Source organism: Thermaerobacillus caldiproteolyticus (assembly GCF_015326725.1).
GTDB lineage: Bacteria > Bacillota > Bacilli > Bacillales > Anoxybacillaceae > Thermaerobacillus > Thermaerobacillus caldiproteolyticus.
Genome location: NZ_CP064060.1, coordinates 1,703,272 through 1,724,523 on the forward strand (window position 1 = coordinate 1,703,272; position 21,252 = coordinate 1,724,523).

General features: G+C 39.5%; 20 protein-coding genes and 2 pseudogenes. 3 read left to right on the forward strand and 19 right to left on the reverse strand.

The genetic code is table 11. The features are described 5' to 3' along the window. Positions 1-258 precede the first annotated feature (258 nt). The 5 genes from ISX45_RS08345 to ISX45_RS08365 form a co-directional block, all read right to left on the reverse strand. Positions 259-798, reverse strand: coding sequence for a VanZ family protein (locus ISX45_RS08345; RefSeq protein WP_194520489.1), 540 nt, complete (start codon positions 796-798; stop codon positions 259-261). Between the two features lie 112 nt (positions 799-910). Continuing rightward, positions 911-1,786: a UTP--glucose-1-phosphate uridylyltransferase GalU gene (gene galU / locus ISX45_RS08350; RefSeq protein ID WP_194520490.1), complete on the reverse strand. Its 876-nt coding sequence runs from the start codon at positions 1,784-1,786 to the stop codon at positions 911-913. After that, positions 1,783-2,217 (reverse strand): GtrA family protein, encoded by a 435-nt coding sequence (locus ISX45_RS08355; protein ID WP_373367377.1) that lies wholly within the window; start codon positions 2,215-2,217, stop codon positions 1,783-1,785. Before ISX45_RS08355 ends, galU begins: the two co-directional genes overlap by 4 nt. Then, on the reverse strand, positions 2,189-3,151 hold the full coding sequence (locus ISX45_RS08360; protein ID WP_194520491.1) for a glycosyltransferase family 2 protein: 963 nt from the start codon (positions 3,149-3,151) through the stop codon (positions 2,189-2,191). The genes ISX45_RS08355 and ISX45_RS08360 overlap by 29 nt, the downstream gene beginning before the upstream one ends. Before the next feature lie 12 nt (positions 3,152-3,163). Then, entirely contained in the window at positions 3,164-5,239 is a 2,076-nt protein-coding gene (locus ISX45_RS08365; RefSeq protein WP_194520492.1) for an ArnT family glycosyltransferase, read from the reverse strand. 767 nt (positions 5,240-6,006) lie between these two features. On the opposite strand from ISX45_RS08365, the gene ISX45_RS08370 reads away from it, so the two are divergent. Then, positions 6,007-7,224: an MptA/MptB family glycosyltransferase gene (locus tag ISX45_RS08370; RefSeq protein ID WP_228485716.1), complete on the forward strand. Its 1,218-nt coding sequence runs from the start codon at positions 6,007-6,009 to the stop codon at positions 7,222-7,224. Between the two features lie 376 nt (positions 7,225-7,600). Here ISX45_RS08370 and ISX45_RS08375 read toward each other — a convergent pair whose 3' ends face one another. The 7 genes and pseudogenes from ISX45_RS08375 to ISX45_RS08405 form a co-directional block, all read right to left on the reverse strand. After that, entirely contained in the window at positions 7,601-8,164 is a 564-nt protein-coding gene (locus ISX45_RS08375; protein WP_181555996.1) for a shikimate kinase, read from the reverse strand. A gap of 15 nt (positions 8,165-8,179) precedes the next feature. After that, a pseudogene (locus tag ISX45_RS20260) lies at positions 8,180-8,972 on the reverse strand (substrate-binding domain-containing protein). A 487-nt stretch (positions 8,973-9,459) separates the two neighbouring features. Continuing rightward, positions 9,460-9,831 (reverse strand): iron chaperone, encoded by a 372-nt coding sequence (locus tag ISX45_RS08385; RefSeq protein WP_194520493.1) that lies wholly within the window; start codon positions 9,829-9,831, stop codon positions 9,460-9,462. 22 nt (positions 9,832-9,853) lie between these two features. After that, complete coding sequence (locus ISX45_RS08390) at positions 9,854-10,225, reverse strand: iron chaperone (RefSeq protein ID WP_194520494.1); 372 nt, start codon at positions 10,223-10,225, stop codon at positions 9,854-9,856. 1,105 nt (positions 10,226-11,330) lie between these two features. Next, positions 11,331-11,870 carry an IS630 family transposase gene (locus ISX45_RS08395; RefSeq protein WP_194520495.1) on the reverse strand — a complete coding sequence of 180 codons (540 nt, stop codon included), beginning with the start codon at positions 11,868-11,870 and terminating at the stop codon, positions 11,331-11,333. Next, the gene (locus tag ISX45_RS08400; protein ID WP_228485677.1) at positions 11,842-12,405 is read right to left on the reverse strand and encodes a helix-turn-helix domain-containing protein; all 564 of its coding nucleotides are present in this window, start codon (positions 12,403-12,405) and stop codon (positions 11,842-11,844) included. The genes ISX45_RS08395 and ISX45_RS08400 overlap by 29 nt, the downstream gene beginning before the upstream one ends. Positions 12,406-12,504: 99 nt before the next feature. Continuing rightward, positions 12,505-13,350, reverse strand: coding sequence for a Cof-type HAD-IIB family hydrolase (locus ISX45_RS08405; protein WP_194520496.1), 846 nt, complete (start codon positions 13,348-13,350; stop codon positions 12,505-12,507). 798 nt (positions 13,351-14,148) lie between these two features. Between ISX45_RS08405 and ISX45_RS08410 the strand changes: the two genes are divergently transcribed. Beyond that, entirely contained in the window at positions 14,149-14,568 is a 420-nt protein-coding gene (locus tag ISX45_RS08410; RefSeq protein ID WP_194520497.1) for a hypothetical protein, read from the forward strand. A 141-nt stretch (positions 14,569-14,709) separates the two neighbouring features. Here the strand turns inward: ISX45_RS08410 and ISX45_RS08415 are convergent, their stop codons facing one another. Beyond that, on the reverse strand, positions 14,710-14,856 hold the full coding sequence (locus tag ISX45_RS08415) for a hypothetical protein (protein ID WP_194520498.1): 147 nt from the start codon (positions 14,854-14,856) through the stop codon (positions 14,710-14,712). Positions 14,857-15,079: 223 nt separating this feature from the next. On the opposite strand from ISX45_RS08415, the gene ISX45_RS19580 reads away from it, so the two are divergent. After that, entirely contained in the window at positions 15,080-15,568 is a 489-nt protein-coding gene (locus tag ISX45_RS19580) for a CBO0543 family protein (RefSeq protein ID WP_228485678.1), read from the forward strand. Here the strand turns inward: ISX45_RS19580 and ISX45_RS19585 are convergent. The 6 genes and pseudogenes from ISX45_RS19585 to ISX45_RS08440 form a co-directional block, all read right to left on the reverse strand. After that, positions 15,567-15,718: pseudogene (locus ISX45_RS19585) on the reverse strand (amino acid permease); the annotation flags it as partial. The gene ISX45_RS19580 and the pseudogene ISX45_RS19585 sit on opposite strands and share 2 nt — an antisense overlap. Positions 15,719-16,071: 353 nt before the next feature. Continuing rightward, positions 16,072-17,277, reverse strand: a complete 1,206-nt coding sequence (locus ISX45_RS08420; protein ID WP_194520499.1) for an acyl-CoA dehydrogenase family protein — start codon at positions 17,275-17,277, stop codon at positions 16,072-16,074. A 19-nt stretch (positions 17,278-17,296) separates the two neighbouring features. Further along, on the reverse strand, positions 17,297-18,664 hold the full coding sequence (locus ISX45_RS08425; RefSeq protein WP_407649733.1) for an LLM class flavin-dependent oxidoreductase: 1,368 nt from the start codon (positions 18,662-18,664) through the stop codon (positions 17,297-17,299). A gap of 28 nt (positions 18,665-18,692) precedes the next feature. Next, positions 18,693-19,544, reverse strand: coding sequence for a MetQ/NlpA family ABC transporter substrate-binding protein (locus ISX45_RS08430; RefSeq protein ID WP_194520501.1), 852 nt, complete (start codon positions 19,542-19,544; stop codon positions 18,693-18,695). Positions 19,545-19,573: 29 nt separating this feature from the next. Next, a complete protein-coding gene (locus ISX45_RS08435) occupies positions 19,574-20,224 on the reverse strand; it encodes a methionine ABC transporter permease (protein WP_194520502.1) in 651 nt (216 codons plus the stop codon). After that, positions 20,214-21,245: a methionine ABC transporter ATP-binding protein gene (locus ISX45_RS08440; RefSeq protein WP_181555986.1), complete on the reverse strand. Its 1,032-nt coding sequence runs from the start codon at positions 21,243-21,245 to the stop codon at positions 20,214-20,216. Before ISX45_RS08440 ends, ISX45_RS08435 begins: the two co-directional genes overlap by 11 nt. Positions 21,246-21,252 lie beyond the last annotated feature (7 nt).

The window sequence follows — 21,252 nt, forward strand, 5'->3', positions numbered from 1 at the left end:
GGTGATGATACATGTTGGGCAGCATAAATTTTCGGCAACATGAGAGAAGACACATGTTCTCGCAGCATTATCACTTTTTACTGTTCAAATACATCGTAAAAACAAGCTGAACAAAGCAACATAATTGATTCCAAATAAAAACACTTAGCCGGCAAACACATTCCCTTGTATCCATACAACAGCCACGTATATTTCTTTCTGCCAATGAAAGACGCAAGCAAAAGTTTGACGGAGGCGCATTTCTCTAAACGGAACAAGTTAGAAGGACGCAGATGACTGTTTTCTATACATTTCTATTCCTTTCCATACAACAGCCCCGAAAAATGCCCCTAACGTGTTCAATATGACATCGTCAATATCTGCTGACCGTCCTATGGGGAGCACATATTGAAATACTTCAATGATGAATGAAAACAGTAATCCAGTCATCGTAATGTTCCGTACCGACAGCTGATTTGCACTCCATGAAAGAAAAAAGCCAAATGGAACAAACAGCAATACATTCAACAAAATATTGCGGATCGGCACCTCTATATCAACCGAATAAACAATTAAATGGTACATTCCGACAAATGGAACAAGATTGAGCACCCTCGGTTGATCTGGTATGTAATAAAAAGGAAAAACGGTAATCAATAAGATTGCGATCATTGTCAGTAATAAGGATATCTTAGGAACCTTCTGCTCCCATGCAGTCTTTTGACTTCGAAAACGCCAAACGGATAAAGTCACAACGATTAGAGAAATGACAAAAAACAGCGGAACGACATCTCCAAATATTCTCCATAATTGAATCACTGTTATTCCTCCAGCACCATTGTCTTTCTCCCTTTATACTAAATAGAAAATAAGTGAAATACAAGAAAATTTATAGTGATATAATCTCCTAGAATCCTTTTGAACTTCATCACTAGCAAATTTCTCTTTTCCATACATTCTCTAAATATGACAGCAACGGTTCTCTTATTTCTTTCCGTTGTAATCCAATCTCTATGTTGGCTCTCAAGTAACCAAATTGATTACCGATATCAAACCGGTTCCCTTCTAGTTGCAAAGCATGAATCGGTTGGTATTCGCAAATTTTCCGCAAGGCATCGGTTAATTGAATTTCACCGCCGGCACCTTTTTCAACCGTTTGCAAAATCGAAAAGATCGAAGGCTTTAGAATATACCGCCCCAAAATCGCGATACGAGATGGTGCTTCTTCAGGAGAAGGCTTTTCTACCAAATCATGAACTTCATAAACAGACCCTATTTGCTGGCAAGGATCGATAATTCCATACTGATTCACTTCAGATAGCAGAACAGATTGCACGCCAATAACTTCTGTTCCATATTGTTCATATACATCCATGAGTTGCCGCAACGCCGGTTTTTCAGACACAATAATATCATCCCCTAAAAGAACGGCGAAAGGCTCCTCGCCGATAAAGTGCCGTGCACACAAAATCGCATGTCCTAATCCTAAAGGTTCCTTTTGTCTAATAAAGTGGATATTCGCCATATTGGTAATTTCATTTAACCCTTGTAAAATATCAGACTTGCCCTTTTCCAACAAAGCCTGTTCCAATTCGATGGAACGATCAAAATGGTCTTCAATGGAACGCTTATTTCGCCCTGTCACGATAATTATATTTTCAATGCCTGATTGCACCGCTTCTTCGACAATATATTGAATCGCTGGCTTATCCACAATCGGCAACATTTCTTTTGGTTGAGCTTTTGTCGCGGGCAAAAATCTTGTCCCTAATCCCGCGGCAGGAATGACAGCTTTTCTGATTTTCATACTTGTTTACTCCCTTCGTTAGCTGATTGTTGAAACACCCAAAGTCTACTTCCAATAAAGTTGATCATGATTCCTCCGAACGTAGCAATCATTTTACTAATCAATAAAGACCATCCCCATATTTGTTGACATACATACAGAAAGAAAAAAGTCGCTCCTAACGAGAAAAAGTTCGTAAGAATAAACCGAAAGAACTCTTGTATGGTAGCTTGTTGTTTCATACGAAACGTCCAAACTCGATTCCACACATAGCTGTTGAGCATTCCCGCTATATATGAACAACCTTGTGCTAACCAAACCGGAACACCAATAGAAGCGAGAAGGAAAAACACTCCAAAATCAATGAGTGTATTTCCAACTCCCACCGTGCAAAACCTGAATAATGTACCTATTTTTTCTTGCTTATTCAGCATATTGTGGTACCTTTTCATGTTTTTGTCCGACTCCTCGACAATCTTTCAAAATATATAGCGGACGATGTTTTACCTCATCATAAATTCTGCCAATATACTCCCCCATCACACCTAACATAATAAGGACAACGCCGTTAAAAAAGAGAGTAGCCATCAGAAGCGAAGACCATCCAGCCACAGTAGAATCTGTAAACAATTTCAAATATAAAACAACAAACATCCAAATCACACTCGAAAACGAAAGAAGAAATCCTAATAAACTCGCTAGTTTCAAAGGTTTGTACGAGAAGGAAGTAATCCCATCCATAGAAAACCGCAACATCTTCTTTAACGGATACTTCGTTTCTCCTGCGAATCGTTCATCACGTTCATACTCAATCGCTGTTTGCTTAAACCCTACCCAACTAACGAGCCCACGGACAAAACGGCTTCGTTCTCTCATACTTACTAACTGATCGCACACTTTCCGATCGATTAGGCGAAAGTCTCCCGTATCTAAAGGAATATCGATTTCCGTAGAGGCTCGTAAAAGACGATAAAATACATGAGCGGTTACTTTTTTAAATACTGTTTCTCCTTTTCGTTTTGTCCGCTTCGCATAAACGACCTCGTAACCTTCTTTCCATTTTTGAATCATCTGTAAAATCAATTCAGGAGGATCTTGCAGGTCAGCATCAATAATGATAACGGCTTCTCCTGCAGCATAATCCATGCCTGCAGTAATGGCGATTTGATGTCCAAAATTTCGGGAGAAATCCAAATATTTAACCGTTTCATCTTTAACAGAAAGCTCTTTTAAAATGGAGAGTGTTTCATCTTCGCTGCCGTCATTCACAAACAATAGTTCATAAGGTCCATCTGTTTGTTCCATCACCGTTTTTAACCGTTTATACGTCTCACGAATGACAAGCGCTTCATTATACACAGGAATAATGACAGAATACTTCACCATACGACTCTCCTCCTATCCTTCGTATTTATAAAGTTTCTCTGCTCTGTCCATTCCAAACGGCTGCTGTTCATCCGATGATTGACTGTTCTGCCATTCTTCTTGCGGTACTTCTTTACAATTCTGTTGAATCCATTGGACTAACTCGTTATTTGTTTCTCCACCGCCACCAAATCCAGAAATAAGAAAATACTTCACTTCCCCTTTTTTCACCATTTGCTCTAACTTTTCAGGTGTTAACACAGGGTCGCTTCCTAAAAATCCCCCCATCGCCATGACTGCTTTATCCGTTTTCAGCATGATCTGCGCGGCCGTGTTCGCTCTAAACGTTGCAGCCAAATATTTTTCACCGCTGTAATTCTTCTCTAAATATTCAATGAGACTTGAATCCGCTTCTCCTTCCATTCCTCTTCCCATCATTCGATCTCCGTGTTGTCCGGAAGGTTTTAAATCTGGACCTGCATAAGGTATCACACTATTTCCTCCATATAAAACAGGGGTCGTCGACCAATAAAACGGCATGATGAGAAAGCCAATCATTCCAGCAATCTTTGTATAATACGATGCTTTCTCTTTATGCCGAAAAGCGACCATAAAGGCAAAGATGGCGAATCCTAATAAAGCAATACACAAAATCCAGACGATATTAACCGAAGAACGATGTTGGAACAACACATACGCCTCAAATATAAAGGTAGCCAAGAAAGCAAACGGCAGTAACCACTGACTCCAATCTTTTTTCTCTTTGTAAAACTCCCACAATATCACACTGCCAATGGCGACAAGCACGGCAATCGCCGGTGCCATCATACTGAGATAATAGCGATGGAAAAATCCAGCAATACTGAAAAAGACCATCATTGGAATAAGCCAAGCCAACCAAAATACGGTAAATTGATGCGGTAAAGTAAATGCACGTTGTTTGCGAATGGATACGATGAGTCCAATCATACTAAAAAGAACGAATGGGAGTAGCCAGCTAATTTGCCCAGCCATTTGTTTATTGAAAAGACGAAGCAATCCCGGATCGCCCGTTTCGCCTCCTATCCCTCCCATTCTTCCAGGATCCTGACCTCCGTTTGGTCCGAATTTTTTCCCCATTTGTTCCGGATTCATATTCGGCATTCCTCGAGGTGAGACGTCTGACGAGTCTTTTCCTCCTTGGGTACTTGAAGAGTTCATGTTTGGTACTCCTTGCGACGGAATACCTGACGGACGATTTCCTTGTTTTTCATTCTGAGCATTTGTTTGAGAATTCGTATTTGGCACATTTCTATTAAATTGGTGATTTCCCCCTGGTCCAGCCTCACCCGTTAAACGTCCGACTCCGTTATAACCGAATGCTAACTCAAAGACAGAATTCGTCTGGCTGCTTCCAATATAAGGACGCTTATCTTTCGGAATCGAATCCGCAATCGCCGCATACGAAACAGAAATCGCTACTAATATAGCTGTTGCCACTGATAAGTGCTTGATTCGTTTTTTCCAATTTGCTTTGCTTGCCAAGAAGTAGAAAAAATAAAAAGCCGGTAACACCATATAAGCCTGCAGCATCTTCATGTTAAAGCCGACTCCGACTAAAGCAAAGCTAACTAAAAGCCATGATATTTTCTGCTTATGTATGGATTTCATCAACGCCCATGTCGCAGCTAAAAGAGTAAAAATTAAAATACTGTCGATGTTATTCGTCCGAGTTACTGCCACAAATATTGGCGTGCATGCAAAAATCAGACTCGACCATAAAGCCGCACCACGTCCAAATATGGGTTTAACAATAAAGTAAATAATCCAAGTAGACAAAACGCCAGCGATCGCTTCTGGAAGCAATACACTCCAATCGCTCACCCCCAAAATCGCAACACTCAAGGCCTGGAACCATAAAGCAACAGGAGGTTTATCAACCGTAATAAATCCTTCCGGATCAAGTGATGCAAAGAAAAATGCTTTCCAGTTCGCCGTCATGCTCTTTGCGGCCGCCGTATAGTAGACGTTCGACCCGGCGTTCCCTATGTTATAAAAGTTCAAAAAAACAGACAGTAAAAGAATCGCGACGAGCCAAATATCCACACGTCCGTTCCGTTTCTCTTTCATTTCACTTCACACTCCTCTTTTCTTTGTATTTCATCAACTGCATAGCCGCTTGCGTTGTTGCCCAGTCTCTGGCCTTGCTTCAAGAATACGACAGTATGGTGAAAATTTAGTGAAAAAAGCCCTGCGGAAAATTTCTCTCCGCAGGGCTTTTGCATAACTAACTTAAAACGTTAAAATCAGAAACTATCGCAATCCTGCTCGTCAGGGCAGGCGCTTTGTGGCTGCTTAATTTTTAGCATTTTTTTATCGTTTTTTCACTGTTTTTTCTCTATTCAAGATTAAAGTAAATAAATGCGTGCAACTTACCGATGGTAAATATCGTTACTTGTTCCCCTCTTTCATGACTAGTTTTTTATTAAAGCTAATCATGAAATTTTTTTGTTGATGAAAAACGACATTTACATGGGGAGGTAGTGCTAGTGTTCGCATTCAAAGATCATATGCTGAAAATAAGCTTAATCTTTATCCTTTTCACGACCGTTTTACTGAGCTTTTATTCCATTTGGAATTATCATAGCAGCTTACTTCATCATGATTTCCGGGAAGGAGAACATCATTTTTTCCATGATAGAAATCAAGTTCCTACCAGCAAGGGCTCTTTCTCTGAACACATTTTTCGAGAAAAACCTGTGCCACCTTTACAGAACGGACAGATGTTCAGAGGTATCGCAAACTCAGATGTACAGTATGCGCCTTTTCTTTCTGTATACAGCGTGCTATTTTTCGGTCTATTTGCTTTCACTTACTATCTGTTGATTGAAAAAAACATGAACATTCAAGACAGCAATAAAAAAATACTTTTGTGGACATTATTAGCGATAGGGCTTTTCTTGAGGATTGCGGCCGCTCCATGGATAAAAGGGCACACAGACGTCAATCTCTTTAAACACTGGGCAATTTCTGCAACCAAAGGTTTTAGCCAATTTTATAGAAATAGTTCGAGCGATTATCCTCCGTTTTATATCTATATTTTGTTTGTGATCGGTAAGATTGCGTCGATCCCTGCCATGAGCTGTTATGTTACTCTGCTCATCAAACTTCCATCCATGTTAGCGGATATCATAACAGCATACATCATATATAGGTTGGCCGTTACATATTTATCGGGAGAAATGAGCCTTTGGCTATCTGCATTTTACATCTTTAATCCAGCTGTTTTTATGAATTCTACCGTCTGGGGACAAGTCGATTCCTTTTTTACATTGCTCATTGTGTTGGCCATATTTTTGTTAACCGAGAAAAAAGTGAACGCTTCGACTGCGCTTTTCACAGCGGCGGTACTGATGAAACCGCAAGGAATCATTTTTCTTCCCGTTCTTTTCTTCGAACTTGTAAGGCTAAAAAGCATCAAACGCTTTTTCACAGCAGCCGTCACGAGTTTCGTTACAGCGCTCATCATCCTCTTTCCGTTTTCATTGAAGCAAGATCCGCTTTGGATTTTCACACTATTTTCGAGCACAATCGGGGAGTACCCTTACGCGTCTGTCAACGCTTTTAATTTCTACAGTCTCCTCGGCGCCAACTATGTACCGAATACATCTACATTGTTTCTATTCAGTTATCATACATGGGGCATGATATTTATTGTCATCATTACCGCTTTTTCATGGTTCATTTATATAAAAGGAAGAAACACCAAATTCGCAGCGTTGGCAGCGCTTCTGCAAATTGCCGGCGTATTTACTTTTTCTGTAAGCATGCACGAACGGTACTTGTTCCCTGCCGCTTCCTTGTCTATACTCGCATTTATTTATCGGAAAGATAAAAGGCTGCTTTGGCTATCAGCCGGATTCAGCGCAACGACTTTTATAAATACCTATTCTGTTTTTTATGATCGATTTATGTTTCACCGTTCGATGGGCGCCCCTTACAATTTTACGTTAATTTTTACTTCGCTATTGAACGTCATTTTCTTTATTTACCTTGTGAAAGTGGCGTGGGATATTGCAATAAGAAGCAAAACATTGACATTCAAACCAAGCTAACCAGATCTAGATTTGCAGTGGCCTGAATGTAAGCAATCACTTGCTGAAATAACCAGCTTGTGACAATATGTATATCATTGAGCAGGAAATGAACGTATGTTTTGAAACAGCGAATTATAATCAGTTTCTTACACCATTATTCGTTTTTCGCAAGTGTCTTCACTACATAGATTGGAAATATAAGATTCCATTTCTTATGCTGTTAATCAATATCTAAAAGAACATAAGAACCTGTTTCGTTTTACCATACAACATAGACTTCTAGTACGTGGTGGGATGAAAAACAACCTTACATCCCACTGCGTTCATATTACAAATAAAGTTATTTGAGATTGTTCCGACAATGCCCATCAATTGTCACATTTTTATATAGTTTTTAATCATTCGGTTCATAAATCTCCCAAGTCCATTTTACGGATTTAACAATCTGATCAGCTACAGCCTCAGGATCAAGATCATTCGTCGAAACTCTGGAATTATGAAGGGAATAAGCATCTCTCCGTTTAAAAAATAATTCTTCGATCTCCTCTAACGTTTTATTTTTCAAAAGAGGACGGCTATTAACAATGAGGGGTATACGATCTTTCCAAGAATCCCAAGACAAGTCTAAAAAAAATACAATGCATTTAGATAAACAAACGTTTCTGACTTCCTCTTGTAAATAAGCTCCTCCCCCTAGGGAAATAATCTTTAAGCGGGTATTTGTACAAATGTCAACGATAAACTCCTTCTCCACTTTGCGAAAATATTCTTCCCCTAATTGTTGAAATATTGTCGGAATCGACATATTATGAATTTTTTCTATTTCCTGATCTACATCAATAAAATCCCGGTACAGCTTTTTGGCGACAAGCTGGCCAATCGTTGTTTTTCCTACTCCCATAAAGCCGATTAACACTATATTTCTTTCCCGAAGCGGAATGTTACAATATGTCTCCATATCAACGCCCTTCCTTTAAAACAGATCATGAAAATTAGATGAACTCGACTGCCGCACGACAAGCTCCGGTCGTAAAATAAGCCGTTTCGGTTCGCCCATTTTGCCTGTCATGCGTTGATGCAAAATATCAGCCGCATGAATGCCGATTTTTTCAGGAAACGCCGCAATCGTGGTTAAAGGTGGATGAAATAAGGCGGATTCTTGAATATTGTCAAACCCGACTACAGCTATGTCACAGCCCGGCATCATTCCGGCTTCCTTTAAACCTAGCATAGCCCCAAACGCCACAACATCATTATAACAAAATACCGCTGTTGGCGGGTTAGGATGTTGCAGCACTTGTTTCATCGCTTCCTTTTCCTCCCTGCCTTGTTGTAAGCGCTTGTATGAATAACGATTCATCCGTTTCGATACCCGCCTGTTCTAGCGCTTGACAATAGCCTTTTTTCCGGTCCCTCCATACAGATGAATCATCAAAACCACCTAAAAGAGCAATGCGGCGATGCCCTTGCTGAATTAGATGTTCCGTTGCTAATCGTCCGCCTTCTACATTATCAATTCCAACGTAATCAAACTGTTCCCCGAATGGCAACTCCCTCGCTATTAATACGACTGGAATTTCCCACTGTTTTAGGCGCTCGACCACATCCAATGAACATCCGGGCACAGGGCTCATGATGACGCCGCCTACCCGGTATTCGAGCATCGTCGATAAAAGCGCATCTTGTTTCTCCGGGGAGTCAAACGTCGTCCCCAGAATCACCGTATATCCTTCTTTATCTAAAGCTTCATGAACACCGACTAACAATTCAGAAAAAAATGGATTGCCGATTTCCCTAATAATTAGCCCTATAGTTGAAAAACGCTACGATCTTAGATTAACAGCAACTCAGTCATAGGTGTAACCCAACTCCCTCATGAACTTTAGCACTTTTTCACAAGTTGATTCGGGAATATGAGGACTGCCTGTTGATTGACAACAAAGTCGTTTAAATACAAATAAAGTTGTTACATTTACAATAAAGTTATTTAAAAACGTCCATCAGGTTGTTCAATTAAAGGGCCATTTTCTGGAATAAGTAAGAGAATTATTTTCTTAGCTTCTGTAATAATTTACACTTATTAAAAAAGGGCGCACCCCAAACTTTGACATTCGCCATGTCAGGGCGTCCCCAACAAAAGTGTTGGGGCATGTAAAAGCGCGGGGCATAGTTTTGCATAGCTATCAACTCCTTAAAGCCTCTCAGAAGCCCTAAGAAGCCCTCACAGGCTTTCTAAGGGATATCCTATTTTTTCTATTTCCGCCAAAAAGTTGAACAATCTGCCTTATCCTTGATATTAAATTCAATTATCTTCTCTAGCAATTCGTAATTTACCGGCTCATTCCACGGAATTCGAAACAAGCCTTTGGTAGCGCTGTAGCCAGCTTGGGCGATTTCATCGGCAAAATGCACCATTGTCTCTTCTTCGGGTGAAACGCTCAAATGATGCTTCGCTGTGGAAAAGCCGATGATAAATGTGCCGTGATCGGTAAACATTGGCGTATTCCACTTGATTTGCGGTTCCAAATTTGGGAATTTATTAGCAACCCACGCCAAAATTTCCTCTGTTCGGTCGCGGTGGTCGGGGTTATCGATACCTGCTAAATATTTTATAAAAACTTCCATGTCTTCCTCCTTCGATATTATGCTATTGCCGCCAAAAATTCGAATTCTCAGCCTTATCCTTGATATTAAATTCAATTATCTTCTCTAGCAATTCGTAATTAACTGGTTCAGTCCATTGAATTCGGAACAAGCGTGAAGAAGCGCTGTAGCCAGCTCGGGCGATTTCATCGGCAAAATGCACCATTGTCTCTTCTTCGGGTAAAATGCTCAAATGATTCTTTGCTGCGGCAAACATAATGATGTATGTGCCGTGATCGGTAAACGTGGGTTTGTTCCACTTGATTTGCGGTTCCAAATTTGGGAATTTATTAGCAACCCACGTCAAAATTTCCTCTGTTCGGTCGCGGTGGTCGGGGTTATCGATACCTGCTAAATATTTCGCAAAAACTTCCATGTTGTTCCCTCCTAAAATAAAAATTATGTCGTTCAGAGAAGTTCCTCAAATCCATTCGTCGTTAAAACTCCTCACAGAACCGCTCAGACACGTTCTTAAACAACACCTATTTCCAACTATATATTTTACAACCTGGATAGTCAAAATGGCTTAAAACGCAAATTAGAGGCTTTAAAAAGTATCTGACTTGTATCGCCAGCGATAGCTGGTCTGTCTAAAAGTATATAACTACATGTCATCTATAGCTACATAGCATAAATCCTATTTTCAACTTTGCAACAGAACCCACTAATATTTATAAAGCATTAGAAACAACAGATAAAAAACAACAAAAAAACAAAACAATTAACCTCATTTAATTAAATATTTATTTCAATTTCCTTTTTGTGTAGAAACTTTACCCCTAAAAACCCTAGAGCATGTCATGGAGTGCTATTTGGTCCTGTTTTTTTACCTATGTTGTTTTTGACTCCTGGCATAAGCATTGGTTACTTATAAAAATTGCATTAGGTGTTAATTAACAATAAAAATGTTTAAAAACACCTGTTAAGTTATTTCATTTAAGGGGGCTATTATGGAATAAAACTTAGATTTTTAAACGACTTTATTGTTATTTTTTTAGTTCGGTAAAGCATTTATTATTAAAAATTAAACAACTTTATTTTACCCCCCTCCTAAAATCAGGACGGGGGTATGGGTGTTTGAGGTTTTAAAATTAAATAACTTTATTGTCATTCTACACTGCCACAAAATAACTAAGAAAGCAGGTCGACCGAGATACACCAGCATGATCTGCCACTTATTGCAAAGTGACAGGCGACCGCTTCTTTCTTCCTATAACACGAAACCCCACCAAAACATCTATATTTATATGGTTAGATCATTAAAGAAAGTATAATCTTACCTTTAAAATGCTGTCAACAAATGACGCAATCGAAGAAGAATTCAGTTTTGAACATGTTACAAAACATACAATGAATAGACGACTCACTCGTCAACTTCCCTGCAAGCTCACGATCTTTTACCAGCTCTGGATCAGAAGTAAGATACAATTTTTCCTTTTTTCTGATTTTGGCATAAAATTTTGTACCTATATAGATTCAGATTAATTTTCCGACATAACCACCTGTCCGATGCGCTGGAGCACTTTTTCTGGAAATTCAGAAAGGTACTCTAAGAACGAAACAATCGATTCTCGCAACTCTTTTCGATTGGGATGAAACCGATTGGCAATGACACTCTCTTTCAGCCAACCCCAAATTCGTTCAACTAAATTTAAATTCGGCGAATAAGGGGGTAAGAATACAAAAGTTAACTGTTCTTCGTGCTCCTGTAAAAAAGGCTGAAGAACTTTGGCATGATGAATTTTTGCGTTATCCAAGACCATCACGACATGTTGATCTGGATACTGGTCCAATGTGTATTGAAGAAACTGCAGAAAAGCCTGTGCATTACATTGGTCCGTTTCCATACAGAGAAATTCACCCGTTTCGATATTCACACCGCCTAATAAGCTAACCGTCGCGTGGTGTCCATACGTAGGGATTTGTTTTTGACGCCCTTTGACACTCCATGTGGTACGAAGAGCTTGGTAGTCGCGAATATGACTTTCATCTTCATAGATTATGACTGTGTTGTCGGACAAGTTTTTTTATGAGTTCCATTTCTTGTTGAAACTCTTTTTGTTTTTGAGGATTCGCCCGTTTGAGGGTATACGTAGGGTGTGTATAGCGAAATCCCCATCGATGGAGCATATCACAAATCCCACCGCGAGACATGGTGACAGAAAATTTCTCTTCTAACACATGTTGAATGATTCGTGTATTCCAGCTGGTTTCGATGCCATATCCTTCATTGGCAGGGGTGCTTTCTTCCAACATCTTTCTTAATTCGCGTTCTTCGTCTGGAGACAGATACGGCTTTCTACCGGGAGCATAATGGCGTTCTAATAGCGCATCCATGCCACCTTGATTAAACTTTTGAACGTAAATCGAAACGGTTTCACGATGGATGTTCAACAGCTCAGCGACTTGGATTCCCAAATAGCCTTGCATAATCAGACGAATCACCGCCATTCGTTTCGCCATGTTCGCATTTTTCATTCTGCGTTCCTGTTCTTGAAGACGTTCGATGGTCCAACCATGATTGTTCGTAATTTGTAATCCTTTTTTCTTCATCATTCATCCGCTCCTTTGATTCATCTGTTTAGGAGCAGTATAGACAAGAATAGGCATTGGTTAAACATGTCGGAATTTCAAACTGAATTTATATAGAATTATTCATTGTAGCAATAATTTCTCTAAAACAAGCGCCACTCCATCTTCATCATTTGTCGCTGTTACAAAGTCGCTATGTTCTTTTAGTTCAGAAGCTGCATTTCCCATCGCCACACGATATCCGGCTACCGCAAACATGGAAAGATCATTATGACTATCTCCGATCGCAACGGTATCTTTCATATTGTTGTTGTAATGAGAGGCAAGTTTCGCCAGCGAACGCCCCTTCGTCGCCTGTTCATGGTTGATCTCGATATTATTCGGATGCGAGGAAGTAACGGTTACGTTGGAAACCTCTGCAAACTTCGAGGCAGCAGTTTTTAATATGTCTTTATTCAGCGAAAAAACAAGTACTTTATAAAAAACGATATCCTTTTGCAACCATACTTCTTGAATGTCGTCTACATACGTCACGCGCGCCTGCTGAAACTGTTTCTGAACAATCCTCTTTAAATCTGGATACTCTTCACCCACACGATCGGCTAGCGCCTCCAAATGCTCCCTATTATGTAAACCAACGTAGACTTCCTTGTTTGTATAAATTTCACAATATAAATCATGTTGCTGTCGAACCCACTCTAAAACAGGAACGAGTTTTTGCTTATCTAAAGGAATATCGTCGATGATAGTCCCATCAGCAAGAGTAATCGAAGCACCATTCAAGCTTATAATCGGACAGACAATCCCAGCCCGCTGCAATGGCAAATAGGCATCCTTATACGCCCTACCCGTCGCAATAGCCACTAAATGTCCTCCCCTTTGCGCCTGAATGATCGCTTCTTTATTTCTTTTGCTAATTTGGCCATCAGAATTTAACAACGTTCCGTCCATATCTAATGCAATGATCATTGGTTGATCCCCCGTTTCTTTGTGAGATTCGCCTTTAAAACTGCCTTCTGTATCGCTGATAAATGTAGCGTTACTATAATTAAAACTCTACATCATTATAATACAAAATTAGGGTGTTGAGGATGGAATTACATAAAAAAGCAATCCCTTCTCTAATGGATCGCTTAATTGTGTTTCATTCAACATTGTTTTTTCGATGATTCTGTCTGACGTTTCATCCATTTATAATATCCAGCTGTAGAAATACCTGTAACCTCATATAAATAGAACAACTGGAAATGGAACTCTTAATCCATGAATTATCTTACATTCTAAAGGATGTTTCTTTTTGTCGCATCCGCTCCTTTCTCTAAGCCAAGGGCTTTATTTTCTCCTCTGGACCGGATTTTTGCACGATCTTCCTTCATTCGATTCCATCGTTTTTCTTTTAGACCATCGATTCCTTCTCTTTGATCATAATTCATCCATCTCTGTAACATCGTGTTATGAATACGAAATTGTTTTACCCTAACCCTCATAAAAGTACTTATGAACAATGCCCATTTTAAATTTTGTAGAATAAGTTTTTCTCTGTTTTCCTTAGGCTATCGCCGATTTTTAGAGTTGGTCTTTTTTCTTGTTCCGTTCAACTATCGCCCCGTTAATGGAGAAAATCGCTTATCGAAACACAACTTCATATACATAAAAATCAATAAAATAAAGAAACCTAAGGAACAATAGCATAACTTAACCATCAACTATCTTTTCCAACAACATAGTAACCATTTTTCACTAAAAAAGAGAACGGAATGAGATATCATGAGGAATATTGCTGCATTCTTTTCAATACTTATGCCTGGATTCGGACAAATATATAATGGTCAGTTCATTAAAGGTGTCTTCTTTATAATAACTGAACACTTTGATAATGCATTAGGCCAAATAAACAAAGCCATTCACCTTGATCTTAACGGATTACACCAACAGGCTGTAGAGACGACCAATTTTGAATACATGTTATTTTACCCTGGATTTTATGCTTATTGCGTATGGGACGCATGGTATTACGCAAAACCAAATGCTGACAAGACAAAAACCGCCATCCCTTTTATTATGGGCGGTTTCCTTGGAGAGATAGGTGCAATATTAGCGAACCGATTACTGATACCTACTCTAACGGTGGCAATGTTAATGATAATTCCTATGATTTGCGGAATGATTGCATTTAGGAATCAATAAGCATGGAATTGAAACACCTTTTGTTCAATTATTACTGCCCGTTAGTTGAAAAAAATCAGCAACATTCTTTAACAGATGTTTATTAAAAAAATTCTATATAGTTAGACAGTATCGCATTTTCTTTTCTATAAAGAGATAGTATCACTCGAAAATAAACCTTAATAAGTCAATATAAAAAGAGCAACGATTAATTGCTGCTCTTCCTGCATCAAAAAACTGAAAAAACGTTCCCGTTTTGATTCCTGTTTTTGTTAATTCCCATTTTTTACTAATAGTTTTTGATCTCATTTTTCTAATCTCTGCTTATTCTCTTCCTGAGTAGCAGCTAATTTCTTCTGAGTCTCATCAATTGCTGTACTACTTGCTCTAATTTGTTAATCAATTCATAATTTGCTGTTCCTGAAATCTGGCTGCTGCAAAAAAGCTCTTTTTATGCATTGGTAAATATTTAATTTTTACTTGGGTATAATAAAAATAATAAACAAATGAACAATGGGAGAGTAATTAATCCATGGACAGAATCATTTTATGGTCATTTTTTATCATTGGACTTGCCTTATTGTTTTTCATTTTAAGAAAACCACTAATCAAAGAAAGAAAACCGATAATCAAAGACACGATTTTAGTTTTCTTATTGAAAGCTTATTTGTCAACATATATTGGCATTTTTGTTGCAACAGAAAAAATGATTGAATACCCTGTAAGGTTTTTAAGTAAATATTTCGAGACCAGCATTATTTTTGAATCCTTTCTATATCCAATTATGTGTGTTTACTTTTTTCAAACAACTTATCATTCAAAATTTCTAGGCATTGTTCTACAATGTGCATTGTACACCGCTGCGCTAACGATCATTGAGGTTCTTTGTGAAAAATATACCGATTTAATTAAGTACCATACATGGACATGGATGCACTCGTTTATAACCATCTTTCTTCTATCACTTTTTGTTCGTATGCTTATGCAATGGATGAACAAAATAGATGAATCAAAGGCATAACGATAACCAGATACGTAATAAAACCGCCAACTAAATACACAATAATCGTTCCTGCGGGCTCTGTTTGATTATAGTATAGCCTGAAACTTAGGAAAGCCCTGTTCCAATCACTCTCCCTAATGAAATCATCAATAAATGCCTACTTTTCATGCTTCGTTGAAAGTTCGTTTGACTATTTGAGCTTTATTATTTACCAAGGAAGCCTTCGATAACCAACCGAACTACCGCAATACATCGGCATAAAAAGGCATCTTTGACTTCCTGTTCTTCCTTTCATAACGTCCGGGCTGTAAAATGGGTATTCTTGGCGTTCAATCGTTTCTATTTAGGAGCATTATCGATTAAATAAGCCATCGTTATACAGAGGTTAAATCCTTAAGATTCCATGTATGACAAATAGAAAAATGCGAAAGAACGTCAGGAAGCGGTACTAGGGAACAATTCACGTACAGTTTTAATGAATGGAAGCTGAAAAGGGGACAGTGTATGCCGTCCCTTCGAACTCAGTTTTCTACTCTACTTTTCTTAGCTTTTACTTTCGCTAATACAGAATCCGTCAATTGATGAATCACCATATCGTCTTGAGGCGGATGAAACGGGCCACACTGAACGTCGCGAAAAAGGCGTTCTAATTTATGATTTTTTGATAATGCATGGCCTCCTGCAATGCGCATCGCAAGCTCAACAATGCGTATGGCATTGTTGCATATGATATATTTCGCCATGCTAACTTCGTCTGAAAAACGATCTTTATGCTCTGGATCGTTTTCCCACTTTTCAGCAATCGCATACAACGTATGCCGTGAAGATTTCAACAAAATTTCAATTTTCCCGATTTTATCGCGGATGTGCGGGATATCTGCAATTTCCCCGCCAAAACTGCGAGAATATTTGGAAACGGCAAAATCAAGGATAAAATCTCTTGCAGCCCAAGCAATTCCTAGATAAACCGCCGGTACTTCCAGTGAATAAGCGCGACTGTCTGCCGTAAAACGGTTAATATGGTTATCATCCAAGTGTGATAGTAAGGCTTCTTCAGGAACAAAGACATCATTTAATTCGATATCATGGCTTCCTGTGCTTCTCATGCCAATCGTATTCCACGATTCTATCACCTTCACATTTTCGTTTTTCGTAATCAAAAACTCTGCTACCTTATCTTCGTCTTCCAGATAAGCACTAATAGTAAAGTGATCGAGAATTGGCGCCAATGAGGCAAATGACTTGACTCCTGAGATCATATAACCGCCAGATGTGCGCTTGGCGATCGTTGAAGGAATTCCGCCTCTTGCCAAATTGCCGGTTTCTCTTTCGGAAGAAATGATATTCAGCATTTTTCCTTCTTTCACTGCTGCTCTGCAAAGCCTCGCAAACACCTCTTCCTTCCAAGGGCGAACGCTGCGCAAATTTAAAAAAGTAAGAAGATGCCAACCAACAGCAAGCGCAGTCGAACCATCCCCGCGAGCAAGCCTTTCCTGAACGAGCAATGTTTCATACAAGGAAATCTCGTCTCCGCCATATTGTTTTGGTACCGTCAACTTTAAATAGCCTTCTTTGCGCAGCAAATCAAAGTGTTCAAACGGGAATGCTCCGCTTTCATCGTATACATGAGCCGTTTTGGCAATTTGACTTGCCAGTGCTTCTGCATAACGAGCAAGCTTCTCTTCTCTTTCGTTCCTTATAAAGGGATCGAACTCTCTCACTGCCATACTGTTCTCTCCCCTCTCACTATTGGATGGCTAGTTTGGATTGTCTCGCCTGCGTATAGCGATTTACAGGCTTCTGAAGTCCTAAATGATCGCGCAACGTATCTCCTTCATACTCGCGTCGGAATAAACCTCGCTTCTGAAGAATCGGAATTACATAATTCACAAAATCTTCTAAATCTCTTGGATACAGCGGTGCCTGAAGAATAAAGCCGTCCGCCGCCTCCTCTGTAAGCCATTTTTCCAATTCATCGGCAATTTTTTCTGGAGTTCCAACAAAGTGGTCACGTCTGCCTGCACCGATGAAAAGGCGTGAGTAAAGCTCACCAACCGTTAAGTCTTCTTTGTTAATAATTCGTTTTATATCTTCATACTGACTCCGAATTCCATTTATTTCTTCTGGAAGATCCACTTCTTTTACCGGTGTATCAAGCGAATATTTCGTGAAATCGACATTTCCCATATAGCCGGACAAGAATTTTAATGCTTCATATGGGAGAACAAGCTTTTGCAGCTCTTCAAATTTTTGCCGCGCAATTTCTTCTGTTTCGCCAACGATTGGCGAAATGCCGACTAAAATTGAAAGCTCATCTGGATGACGGCCATAGTCTGCCGTTTTTGATTTTAAGCTTTTGTAAAATTCCTTTGCTTTCTCTATATTATCGCGATGCGCAAAAACGACTTCTGCCGTTCTTGCAGCTAACCGCTGGCCCGGTTCTGACGATCCAGCTTGCACGATGACCGGATGTCCTTGCTTCGAACGCGCAATATTAAGAGGACCACGGACGGAGAAATACTGCCCTTTGTAATCAAGCGTATGGAGCCTCTCTGGCTCAAAAAATACCCCTTTTTCCTTGTCGAAGACAAAGGCATCATCCTCCCAAGAATCCCACAGCCCTTGAACGACATCAACAAATTCTTCAGCTCGTCGGTAGCGTTCATCGTGTTTATAGTGCTCTGTTCTGCTAAAGTTTAGTGCCGTAGCGCCCGTCGCATCTCCTGTTGTAACGACATTCCAGCCAACACGTCCGTTACTAATATGGTCGACAGAGGCGAATTGCCGTGCTAGGATATACGGTTCTCCGTAAGAAGTTGAAGCTGTTGCAACGAGACCAATTTTTGATGTTGCTGTCGCAATCGCTGTAATTAAAACAACCGGGTCGAATCGATTTAAAATGTTTGGATGAGAATCCTCGTTAATCGCCAAGCTATCGGGGATAAACACCATATCAAATTTACCTCGTTCTGCAATTTGTGCAAGTTTGATAAAGTGCTGAACATCTATACTTGCAGTCGGTTGTGCGTCTGGATGGCGCCACGAAGCAATATGCATCCCCGTTCCAATCAAGTAAGCAGCCAATTTAATCTGCTTTTTCTTTGTCAATTTCATCTCCCCCCCAAAGAATGAAATTACTTTTTTAATTTTTATAAGCGTCCTTAAATGTTTTTAATTCCTTTAACGAAATAAACGTTGGAATGTAGTTTCCCTTATAAGTTTTCTTAATGAAATTCGCCACTTCATCCGTTTGATAGATTTTGACCAGTTTCTTTAACTCAGGGCGATTGGCGTCTTCTTTCCGTGCTGCAATTACGTTGATATAAGGCTTTGCTGTTTTACTTTCATGAATAATGGCATCTTTCAGATACAATCCTGCTTCTACCGCTACACCGTTATTAATAACCGATGCATCAACATCATCCATGACTCGTGGAGTGGCCGCTCCATCAACAGGAACAATCTTAATGTGTTTTGGATTTTCTTTGATTTTGTCAGCTCCACCGTTTCCATCAAAATTGTCCACTACCTTGATTAGCTTTGCTTCTTGTAGTAATAACAAGGCACGCCCCCAGTTCGATGCATCATTTGGCACCGCGATCTTAGCATTTTTCGGAAGCTCGTCAAGAGATTTGTATTTCTTCGAATAAAGACCTAAAGGGGCAATCAGCGTCGTTCCAATCGGGACAATATCTGTACCGTTTTTTTCGTTAAAACTTGTTAAATATGCAATATGCTGAAACGCATTGACATCAATATCTCCTTCAGCTAGTACTTGATTAGGATCAACCGATGCGTTGAAAGTAACCAATTCAAGATCCAGTCCTTCCTTTTTCGCCTTCTCTTTAATAAATTCCCACGTCCGTAATTCCGAGCTACGAATGCCGACTTTAATTTTTTTATCTTTCGCTTCACTCCCTGTTGTTTTTCCACACCCCATCAAACTAAGAAATAAAATAAAAACAAGAATAGATATAAATACCTTTTTCACCATATTCCCTCTCTTCTCTCATTTAATGCTGACTACATTCTTCTAATTTTTCGCTCGATCAAATTCCCAAGTGATTGTATGCCCTGTACAAGTAAAACAAGAATCACAACCGTGACAACAATAGTGATGGTGCTGAAGCGCTGATAACCATACGTAATCGCCAAGTCGCCTAAACCACCGCCACCAATTGCTCCTGCCATCGCTGTGGCACCGATGAGACCAATAGTTGCCGTTGTTATGCTCAAAACAATAGAAGGCAGCGCCTCTGGCAAAAGAAAGCGAAAAATAATTTGCAATGGGGTAGCACCCATCGCTTGTGCACTTTCAATAATTCCTTTATCCACCTCTAAGAGAGAATTTTCAATCAGGCGCGACATGTACGGCCCAATATGAAGTACAAGCGGAACAATCGCCGCCGTTGTCCCAATTGCCGTACCGACAATAAATCTCGTAAATGGAATAATCGCAACAAGCAAAATAATGAACGGAATCGATCGTAAAATATTTACAATCGGATTTAAAATCGAGAAGACAAACGCATTCTCCAAGATATGACCTTTACGAGTAACGACTAATAAAATCCCTAAAGGCAGACCAATTAGTGACCCAAATACAAGCGATATGCTAACCATATATAATGTTTCCCAGCACGCCTGCAAAATTAGATCCAGACTAACCTCCATTGCGAATCACCTCATTCACTAACACATTTTGCTGTACGATAAAATCATAGGCCCGGGCAATTTCTGCTTCTTCCCCCTGCAACTCAACAATCAAATTTCCAAAAGGAACTCCTTGTAACTCATTGATGCTGCCAAATAAAATGTTCACGTCCACTGCGAACGATTTTGCCACTTGCGATAAAATCGGCTTGCCAGAACTTTCTCCAATAAACTCGATATTGTAAATTTTGCTGAACTTATCATTAGCTTGTAAAATATGAAAAATACTTTGTGGAATTTCGTCTCTTAAAACCGAACGAACAAAATTGCGTGCCGTCTCTGTTTTTGGTTTTGAAAAAATATCTAAAATCGTGCCTTCTTCGATAATCTCTCCGTTCTGCATAACGGCAACGCGATTACAAATTTGCTTAATCACTTCCATTTCGTGGGTAATCATCAAAATCGTCACGTTGTATTCCTGATTCACTCGTTTTAAAAGCTGTAAAATCGACGTCGTCGTTTGCGGGTCAAGTGCTGAAGTCGGTTCATCACAAAGAAGAATCGATGGATTTGTCGCCAATGCACGGGCAATGCCCACGCGCTGCTTTTGACCGCCTGATAACTGATCTGGATAGCTGTTTGCCTTATCAGAGAGACCGACAAAGTGTAACAATTCATGAACGCGCTCTTCAATCACAGATTTAGGTGTTTTACTAAGCTTAAGAGGCATTGCGACGTTGTCAAAAACGGTTTTGGACCTTAGTAAATTAAAATGCTGAAAAATCATTCCAATGTTTTTTTTCGCTTGACGCAACTCCTTTTCCGATAGTTTTGATAAATCCTGGCCATCGACTAAAACTTGTCCGGAAGTCGGTTTTTCTAGCAAATTAACCATTCGAATCAATGTACTTTTCCCCGCTCCACTAAAGCCAATGACGCCGAAAATGTCCCCTTTCTCAATCGTCAAATTAATATTTTTTAACGCTTCGATCGTTCGATCTTCACTTTTAAAAATTTTCGAGGCATTCCGAAACTCAATCACTTTACTC